We start from the raw sequence: 8,864 nt of genomic DNA on the forward strand, positions 1-8,864 counted from the left end.
CATCTTCGGACCTGGACGTTGTTTCCTCACTGAGCCCAGTGATTGGTTGGAAGATGTTGTCGCCGTCAAGAAAGCCGACGGAACAGCTCATCATTCTTTTGAATCAAGCGTCGCGCCTCTTGACCTGCACGCCTCGAACCAATGCTAATGGGCTTGATGCTGATGATCCCATTGCCAAGCACTTCCACATTCACTTCATCACCAAGTTCAAGCCCAGCCTGTTCGAGCAATGTTGGATCAAGGATGATTCCCTGAGTATTGCCAATTTTGGTGATCGTCTGGATCATAGTCTACTACCACGCATGGGGTAACGACTGTCAACACCTTCGTCCCGGCTCACTACTTAATAGAAGGGGCCGCTGTCGCTGCTTCCGCCGCACCGCCTCCGTGCTTCTCCAGATACTCCTGCGCCTTCGCCCGTGCCGTGGTGATCTCCTCCGCGTTCAGGCTGAAGCCCGTGGTGCCGGACTGCATCAGATTCGTGGTGTCCTGCCGGTGGTTCAGCCCCAGCGCATGGCCGATCTCATGGGACGTCACCCTCGGCAGCGGCTCGTCCAGACCTCCTGGTACCTCACGGAGAGAAGCCGTGTCCTTCACCACGATCGGCTCCCCATAGAAGAAGCCGTTCGGCTTCACCGTCTTCACATAGCAGATGTCGATCCCGGTCGGGCTGAGCACGCTCTTCGGGACCATCGACTTCACCCGCACAAACTCAGACTTCAGCCGGTTCTCCTCTGGCATTGGCACCGCCTCCGCAGTCTTGATGGACTCGATCTCAAACTGAATCCCCGCCTGTGCCCATACCTTGTTCACCTTGCTCATGACCCTCCGGACATCCGCCTCGACCAGCGTCGTGTGCATGTCCGGCATCGAGCTTGATTGCATCAGATGAATCCTCACCGGCAAAGTGATGACCGGCATTTCAGGCGCTGCTGGTACCGCCGCTTCTTTGCCCTCCTGCGCCAGCAACACCACTGACAGCAGCAGGCACGCGATCAAGTAAATGAGATGCTTCATATTAGGCCTGGGCAGATGCATCACGATCCAGGTCACCCAAAAAGATCGAGCAACGGCCTTCCGCCATCCACCACCGGGATCGGCCGGTTCTCGCGGTTCATCAGCATGAGATCCGGATTGATGCCGAGCGACCAATACAGCGTCTTCGCCAGGTCCTCTGGCGAGACCGGTTTGTCATCCGGATAAGCCGCTTCCTTGTCCGACTTTCCATACACAATGCCGCCGCGAATGCCTGCACCCGCGATCAGGGCCGGGAAGCAGGTGCTCCAGTGACCACGACCCCACGTCGCGTTCGGCGTGGGCGTGCGTCCCATCTCGCCCAGTGCCACCACCAGCGTCTCATCCAGCAGACCGCGCTCATCCAGATCCGTCAGCAGCGCTGCGCAGCCTTGGTCAAAGGTAGGCAGCAAATGGTCCCGCACATCATCGCTCGTGCGGTGTGAGTCCCAGCCGAAGCCGTCTGCAGTATCGTAATGCACGGTCACAAAGCGCGTCCCTGCCTCCACCAGTCTCCGCGCCATGAGGCAGCTCTGGCCAAACAGATGCCGCCCATAGCGATCCCGCATTTTCTCAGACTCCGCGCGGATGTTCAGCGCGCTGCTCGTCTTGTCCGAAGAGATCAGGGCCATCGCCCGTTTGCGATGCAGATCCATCGCATCGCCATCACCGAGGTCGAGCCTCGTGCGCACCGCTTCGAACTGATCCAGCAACCCCACGCGCTCCTGAATTCGGCTCACCGGGATCACCGGCTTCAGCCCCTCGATCTCAAAGCTCAGCTCACCATCCGCGCAGGCACGCCAGTAGGGGTTGTCCTTCAGGCTCTGCTTGTCGATCACCGTCGTCATCGGGTTGTAGGCCTGGCCTAACCATCCGCCGTATTCACCGGGCCGCACATACTGCCCGCGATCCTGCAAGCGCCCCAGCCGGTTTGGCAGCACCGCATATGAGGCCAGATCACGCTCCATGCCTCCCGGCTGCTTCTGACTCAGATGCTCTACCACCGAGCCGATAGACGGCCAGTCCTGCGGCGTGGCCGAGAAACCACCTCCCACCGGCAGATGCCAGCGATGCCCCGTCTGCAGATAGTGCCCCGCGCCGCTGTGGTCATTGTAGCTGTGCGTCATCGACCGGATGACCGTGAACTTGTCCGAGATCTTCGCCAGCCGTGCCAGATGCTCGCTGATCAGCAAATCCGGAGTGCGGCAGCGGATCGGTTTGAATGGTCCGCGTATCTCCGGCTTCGCCTGAGGCTTCAAATCAAACGTCTCGAGTTGGCTCGGCCCGCCAAAGAGAAACAGAAAGATCACCGACTTCGCCTTCCCACCTGCAAAAGCTTCCTGAGCCTCCTGCGCGGCCAGCACGCCCGGCAGAGTCATGCCAAACAAACCCGCCCCGCCGATCTGCAAAAGCTCCCGGCGCGAGATGCCGGAGCAGTTCGTGCGCGTGGTGCCGTTGATGGTGAGCATACGGGGGCAAAGTACGCGCTGCCTCCGCAGTGCCTTTCCATTTCGCTATGGCCAATCCTTGGTCAGCTGAAGGGACCACACTTCATTCGAAAGCGGCCGCGCATGCCCTCCCGCCACCCAGAGCTTGTCCTGGAAAACGAACGCCGAATGCTCATGCCGAGCCTTCCAGCAGGTCCTCGTCTCCAGCCGCTTCCACGTCTTCCCATCCGCGCTATGCCAGACATCGCCGTAGTTGTCCTTCTCCTTTGACCACCCGCCCAGCACCCACATCTGCCCGCGATACACCGCTGCACTGAACCACAGCCGCGCCTCCCACGGCGCCGACTCCGTCTCGCCGTTCCAGTTCACACCATCGCTGGAGGACCACACATCATTCTTCGCATGATAAGCCGGCGTGTAGTTACCACCGCCCATCACATAAATCCGGTCATTCAAAACCACCGCCTGATGATAGGCCCTCGCCGACCACGGCGCGCTCGCCACTTCCAGCTTCCAAGTCTTCCCATCATCAGACGACCACACATCATTCTTCAGACTCTTGTCCGTGCCAAAATAGTAGTCCTCGATCCCCCCGAGCATCCACATCTTCCCGCGATGCACCACCAGCCCGGCCGCGACTCTTGGCGACCACTCCGCGCTCTTCGTGACCTGATCCCACTTCACTCCATCGTTGGACGACCACACCTGGTTGCTCGCTGAATGCCCCGGCAGCCTGCCTTTATACCAGCCGCCCATGATCCACATCTTGTCCGCAAAGGTCACATTCATCGGCAGATCACTGTGCACCCACGGCGCGTTGCCTTCCACCAGCGTCCAGTCCTTGCCATTGGCCGATGACCATACATCCCTCGGCGGATCCGCAAACGACTGAAACCATCCCCCGCCTATCCAAAGTTGCTCACGAAACACCCACTCCGCCTGCGAGTCCCTCGCCTGCCACGCCGCGTTCCCCTCCAGCACCCAGTCTTGTGCGAGAGCACTGCTTGTGAACGAAAGGAAAAGTAAAAGCGACTTCATGCGGGAGAGATGACAAACGCCCATCTCGCCACCGTGCTTGCGATCCTTCGAAAAGCGGAACGCTGGCGCTCTCTTTAAATCATGCTACGGAATCAAATGCGCATCCATGTGGTCAGTGACCTGCATCAGGAGTTCGGCGAGATCCCTCTGCCCAAGGTGGACTGTGACTGCGTCGTGCTCGCCGGTGATGTCTCGATCAAGATGAGCGGCCTGAACTGGATCCTGCGCAACATCACTGACGTCCCCGTCATCTACATCTGCGGCAATCACGAGTTCTACGGCGAAAGGTTCCCACGCCTCATCGAGAAGCTGCGCGAGAAGGCCCAAGGCACGAACGTGCATTTCCTGGAGAATGACTCTGTCACCATCAAGGGCGTTCGTTTCTTCGGGGCCACGCTCTGGACAGACATGGCTCTCATGGGTGACTGGCAGATGGGTGCCATTGAGGCCGCAGGCGTGATGAATGACTACAAACGCGTGCGGAACTCGGACCGCGGTAACCGCCGTCTCAGGCCCGTGGAGACGCGCCACAAACACCTGATTTCCGTAGAGGCCCTGAAAGAGTTCTTCGCCGCAGGAGATGCCAGATCATCCGTCATCGTGACTCATCATGCGCCCTCCATCCTCTCATTGCCCGAGCGCCGCCGCACGGAGGACATCAGTTGCGCCTATGCCTCGCATCTGGATGCTCTGATCACCGAGCATCAGCCGCAGCTTTGGATCCACGGCCACATTCATCACAGCAACGACTACAAGATTGGTGAAACTCGAGTTCTCTCGAATCCACGAGCCTATCCAGATTCGCCTAACCAAGCGTTTGTTCCTGATCTTACTGTCGATCTGAAGCCTTCCTTCCTCACGCCAGAGCCTTCGTGATCACATGCCGCTCCTCCACGCCCGTGAGGCGCTGGTTCAGGCCTTGATGCGGAAAGCTCAGTCGTGTGTGGTCGATGCCCATGAGGTGCAGCACCGTCGCATGCAGGTCACTCACATGGCAGCGATCCTCCACCGCCTTGAAGCCCAGCTCATCCGTCGCGCCGATGGCCTGTCCACCTTTCACACCCGCTCCGGCCATCCACATGGAAAAGCCGTGCCAGTCATGATCACGCCCCGGCTTGCCCACACCTTCACTCGTCGGCGTGCGGCCAAACTCACCGCCCCACACCAGCAGCGTCTCATCCCAGAGTCCCGTGCGCTTTAGATCCGCGATCAGTGCCGCGATCGGCTTGTCCGTCTCACCCGCATGCAGCGTGTGATTCGTGATGCAGTCATTGTGCCCGTCCCACGTGTCCTCGATGTGCCCACCGCCCGAGTAGAGCTGGATGAAGCGCACGCCCTTCTCGATGAGCCGCCGCGTGATCAGGCACTTGCGGCCAAAGTCCGCCGTGCGCGGATCATTGAGCCCGTACATCTCTCGCGTCACCGCGTCTTCAAGTTCCACATCCACCGTGCTCATCGCCTCCGTCTGCATGCGATACGCCAGCTCATAAGACTCGATGCGCGCCATCAGCTCCGTCTCCTCCGGATGCATCTTCAGATGCTCCTCATTGAGTGACCTCAGCAGATCCAGGCTCCTGCGCTGCGTGCGATCACTCGTCCCCTCTGGCGTCGCCAGATCCAGCAGCGGCGATCCACCACTGCGAAACAGCGTGCCCTGATACGCCGCCGGCATGTAGCCCGCCGTCCAGTTCGAAGCACTGCCGATCGGTCCGCCACGCGGATCCGTCATCACCACAAACCCTGGCAGGTTCTGGTTCGTCGTGCCTAACCCATAGCTCAACCACGAGCCCAGGCTCGGCTTCCCAATAAAAATGCTGCCCGTGTTCATCTGCAGGCAGCCGGAGGCATGCGCCGCCGTGTCCGCATGCATGGACCGGATCACGCACAGATCATCCGCATGCCGCGCCGTGTGCGGAAACAAGCTGCTGATCTCCAGTCCGCTCTGCCCATGCTTCTTGAACTCAAACGGCGATGCCATCAGATGCCCCACCGCCCGTCCGTTGGATCCCACCTTCGCATCGCCCGTGTACGGCTTGCCATCATGCTTCTTCAGCATTGGTTTCGGATCAAACGTGTCCACCTGCGAAGGCCCGCCATTCATGAAGAGGAACACACAGTGCTTCGCCTTCGCCGCATGATGCGCCCTCTTCTCCGCCATCGGCGAAGTCGATGCCGCAAGCGCCTCCGCCACCATCAAATCCGTCAATGCTATCCCCGCAAACCCACCCCCGACCTGCCACAGAAACTCCCGGCGTGTCTGCCCACAAGGCGTGCGGTTCGGAATGAAGCGTGACATGGTGAGATGAGTCCAATACAGACATCACGCACACGCTCTTGCTCTGTATAAACTGTGGACAGGCGAGCCTTTACTTGTTTTGATGAGTGTTGGATATCATTATAAGCTGTAAGCTTAGTCGAATTGTAAATGTTATGCTGATTGCTCCTTCCTATGTCTTGCCAGAAGAGATTTTCTCGACGCCGTTGAGAATATCTTCCACGGATTCAAGTCTGAGCTTCGAGGTCAAACTGGGAGCTTCAGGGAGGTCCTTTCAGTCATGACTTTCGAAGTTTCATTATTGTCGGATCAGACGCGACGGGACGAGATCTTTGCACTTTACCGTAAAGAGTCAGCGACTCTCGGTTTTATGCCGGAAGGGGCTTTTGAGCAGGCTATCGCAACGGAGCGAATCCTCATTTCCACAAGCAAAGAGGGACGCATTGTTGGCTATCTGTTTTTTAGAATCGCGCGAGGGAGAGCCGCTGTCGTGCATTTATGCACAGTACTCGAGGTTCGTGGGCAAGGGGTTGCAAAGCTGCTGGTTAACCGACTAAAACAAATTTCAGCGCACCTCGATTGCATCACATTGAGATGCCGACGCGATTACTCGGCAAATGATCTTTGGCCACGCCTCGATTTTCTTCCACTTGCAAGCGTCAGAGGGCGTGGCGCTGATGGTGCAGAACTCACGATTTGGCATTATGATCATGGCCACCAAGACTTGTTATCAGTGGTTGGCGCTGAGAATGAGAAGACTAAAGTGGTTATCGATACCAATGTATTTTTGGATCTTTCGTATCCCAGGCGTGAGCACCATTTGAAAGCAACAGGTCTAACCGCTTCATGGCTTGATGATATTTTAGATCTGGTTGTTACACCGGAGATATACAATGATATTGACCGCTGTGAGGATGATGCGCAGCGCAAGGCATCACGTGATCTTCTTTTGAGGTATGAAATGATCCGCGCCCCGACTGCGGAAGTGTCTGAACTTGCATCGAGGTTAGCTGGGATATACCCCGAACTTGCTAAGACAGATCGTGGCCGGTCCGATTTAAAGCACATTGCGTACACAGTTACGGCAGGCGTGCGTTTCTTTGTCACCCGTGACGAGTTAGTCCTTTCCCTCGCTCCTGAGTTATTGCAGTCGTTCGATATTCAGGTGCTCAGCCCAGTTGAGCTCATAAGCATGCATGATGTTATCGATCGTGAATCGGAATATCAGCCACAGAAATTGTTGGGAACGAAACTCGTAACTTCGAATTTGAAGGCCTCCGACATTGAGAGAGTTTGTGATGCATTTCGTGATAAGGCGAATGAGAAAATGCATCAATTTCGTTCAGGGCTTAGCGAGTTGTTGACGCATCCCCGTAGGTGCAGTGTTCGTCTGGTCGAGCAGGGAGGCGATCCCCTTTTGTTAGCCGGGATAGAGACGGCCGACGGCGGCGAGCTTATTAGAATGCTGCGTATCAGCGGGCACTCGATTGCTCCTACTGTTGCCAGGCACATATTAATGAATTTGATCCGAGAAGGGGCATTTTCCGCGCAGGAATTGATATCGTTAGACGACACGCACCTGAGCTGTGATGCCGTGCAAGCTCTCATAGAACTTGGCTTTGTCGCGACGGGTAAGCAGTGGATAAAGCCGTTGCTTCATGGATTCAAACCTATGGAGGAAATCTCGGAACTTCTTCGATCTCGAGGTATTTATGAAGGCTGGCGAACGCCGGATGAACTTGGCACGTTGATTTGGCCAGCCAAGATAGACGCCGAATCCCTACCTTGTTATCTTGTTCCAATCCAAGCGCAGTGGGCAGAGCACTTTTTTGATGATGAGTTGGCCTCGTTAAGGCTGCCGGGAATCTCAGACATTCGTAGTGAGCTACACTTGGGCGTTGAAGGCGTCTATTATAGCGCCAGCCGGAACAAGTTTTCCGCGCCGGGACACATTCTCTGGTATGTCAGCCTGGGATGTGAAGACTTGGGTAGTATGACTGTGAAGGCTGTGTCTCGCCTGCGTTCCTGGGTGCGAGATGGCCCCAAACAACTGTTCAGACAGTTTCAGAGGTTGGGCGTCTATAGCTGGAAGCAGGTGTATCAAACCGCAAATGAAGATGTGAACAAGAAAATCACTGCGCTTCGTTTCTCTCATACTGAGAGATTTAGGCGCCCTGTGACTAGGTCGCAGCTTTCGGCGTTGGGAATCAAGGGAACCTTCCAAGGCCCAATGTCTGTTGATCACGAAGCGTTTAAGCGGATATACGAGTTAGGAACAGGAGCCACACCATGACCCGAAATGCCGTATTGATGTCTATCAAACCCAGATACTCTGAAATGATCTTCTCGGGAGTGAAGACGATTGAGTTGCGGCGGGTGTGCCCGAAGTTGAAGCCTGGAGACCTTGTGATGGTATATGCTTCAGGGCCCCGAATGGCACTGGTCGGCGGGTTTGAGGTTGCTGGCATTGTCTCAGGAACTCCACGAAGTGTTTATCGCAGTCATGGCAAAGACGCCGGGGTAACCCAGGCAGAATTTGATTCCTATTTCAGTGGCTGTAAAACAGCTTACGGCATCCAAATAGCTAAGGCATGGACATTGAACGAAGAGGCTGAATTAAAGTCTCTCAGAAAGCAGGTTAGAGGATTCCATCCACCTCAATCCTATCGATACTTGCGTGGATCCGAACGCGAGATTTTATCGCCTGATTCGAGAGTGTGATTGTTGCAGGACGGAAGTCACCTCACTCCGGATAAACAAACTCATTCAGATTCAGCACCACCCGGCAAAGCTGCTCCAGAGACTCCTCTCGCAAAAACGCCCGCATCTTCGCCATCTCATCCTGGGAAGGTTCACGGCACAGCGCCAGCCGCCAAGTCAGTCGCACTTGTTGTTCGGCGTCATCATCCGCTTCACGTTTCAGTCTCGCGGCAAAATACCGGGCCTGCTCATTCACAAAATCGCTGTTGAACAGCGTCAGCGCCTGCGGAGCCACGGTGGTCACCTGGCGTTGCGGGCAGCTGCTCACCGTGTCGGCAAGGTCCAGCGTCTCCAGCATGGGGACCACGAGCCCGCGCTTGATGAACATA

General features: G+C 56.6%; 9 protein-coding genes. 3 read left to right on the forward strand and 6 right to left on the reverse strand.

Annotation, left to right across the window (positions count from 1 at the left end; translation table 11 throughout):
- Positions 1-65: 65 nt before the first annotated feature.
- Genes BGE01nite_RS23970 through BGE01nite_RS23985 form a run of 4 tightly spaced genes read right to left on the reverse strand, consistent with a single transcriptional unit; the run spans position 66 to position 3,500 of the window.
- Positions 66-287, reverse strand: coding sequence for an AbrB/MazE/SpoVT family DNA-binding domain-containing protein (locus tag BGE01nite_RS23970; protein WP_146854512.1), 222 nt, complete (start codon positions 285-287; stop codon positions 66-68).
- 52 nt (positions 288-339) lie between these two features.
- Positions 340-1,017, reverse strand: a complete 678-nt coding sequence (locus BGE01nite_RS23975; protein ID WP_170267017.1) for a matrixin family metalloprotease — start codon at positions 1,015-1,017, stop codon at positions 340-342.
- 32 nt (positions 1,018-1,049) lie between these two features.
- Positions 1,050-2,483: a DUF1501 domain-containing protein gene (locus tag BGE01nite_RS23980; protein WP_146854516.1), complete on the reverse strand. Its 1,434-nt coding sequence runs from the start codon at positions 2,481-2,483 to the stop codon at positions 1,050-1,052.
- Positions 2,484-2,528: 45 nt separating this feature from the next.
- Positions 2,529-3,500, reverse strand: a complete 972-nt coding sequence (locus BGE01nite_RS23985) for a Kelch repeat-containing protein (protein ID WP_218033085.1) — start codon at positions 3,498-3,500, stop codon at positions 2,529-2,531.
- A gap of 81 nt (positions 3,501-3,581) precedes the next feature.
- On the opposite strand from BGE01nite_RS23985, the gene BGE01nite_RS23990 reads away from it, so the two are divergent.
- A complete protein-coding gene (locus tag BGE01nite_RS23990; protein WP_146854520.1) occupies positions 3,582-4,376 on the forward strand; it encodes a metallophosphoesterase family protein in 795 nt (264 codons plus the stop codon).
- Here BGE01nite_RS23990 and BGE01nite_RS23995 read toward each other — a convergent pair.
- Entirely contained in the window at positions 4,357-5,796 is a 1,440-nt protein-coding gene (locus tag BGE01nite_RS23995; protein WP_146854522.1) for a DUF1501 domain-containing protein, read from the reverse strand. The genes BGE01nite_RS23990 and BGE01nite_RS23995 overlap by 20 nt on opposite strands.
- A gap of 259 nt (positions 5,797-6,055) precedes the next feature.
- Here BGE01nite_RS23995 and BGE01nite_RS24000 point away from each other — a divergent pair, with 259 nt between their 5' ends.
- Both BGE01nite_RS24000 and BGE01nite_RS24005 read left to right on the forward strand, forming a co-directional pair.
- Positions 6,056-8,068, forward strand: coding sequence for a GNAT family N-acetyltransferase (locus tag BGE01nite_RS24000; protein ID WP_146854524.1), 2,013 nt, complete (start codon positions 6,056-6,058; stop codon positions 8,066-8,068).
- Positions 8,065-8,496 (forward strand): ASCH domain-containing protein, encoded by a 432-nt coding sequence (locus BGE01nite_RS24005; RefSeq protein ID WP_146854526.1) that lies wholly within the window; start codon positions 8,065-8,067, stop codon positions 8,494-8,496. The genes BGE01nite_RS24000 and BGE01nite_RS24005 overlap by 4 nt, the downstream gene beginning before the upstream one ends.
- Before the next feature lie 22 nt (positions 8,497-8,518).
- Here BGE01nite_RS24005 and BGE01nite_RS24010 read toward each other — a convergent pair.
- The coding region (locus tag BGE01nite_RS24010; RefSeq protein ID WP_146854528.1) for a DUF1553 domain-containing protein at positions 8,519-8,864 on the reverse strand (346 nt) is incomplete at its 5' end.

This window comes from Prosthecobacter gellanilyticus (assembly GCF_007992435.1).
GTDB lineage: Bacteria > Verrucomicrobiota > Verrucomicrobiia > Verrucomicrobiales > Verrucomicrobiaceae > Prosthecobacter > Prosthecobacter gellanilyticus.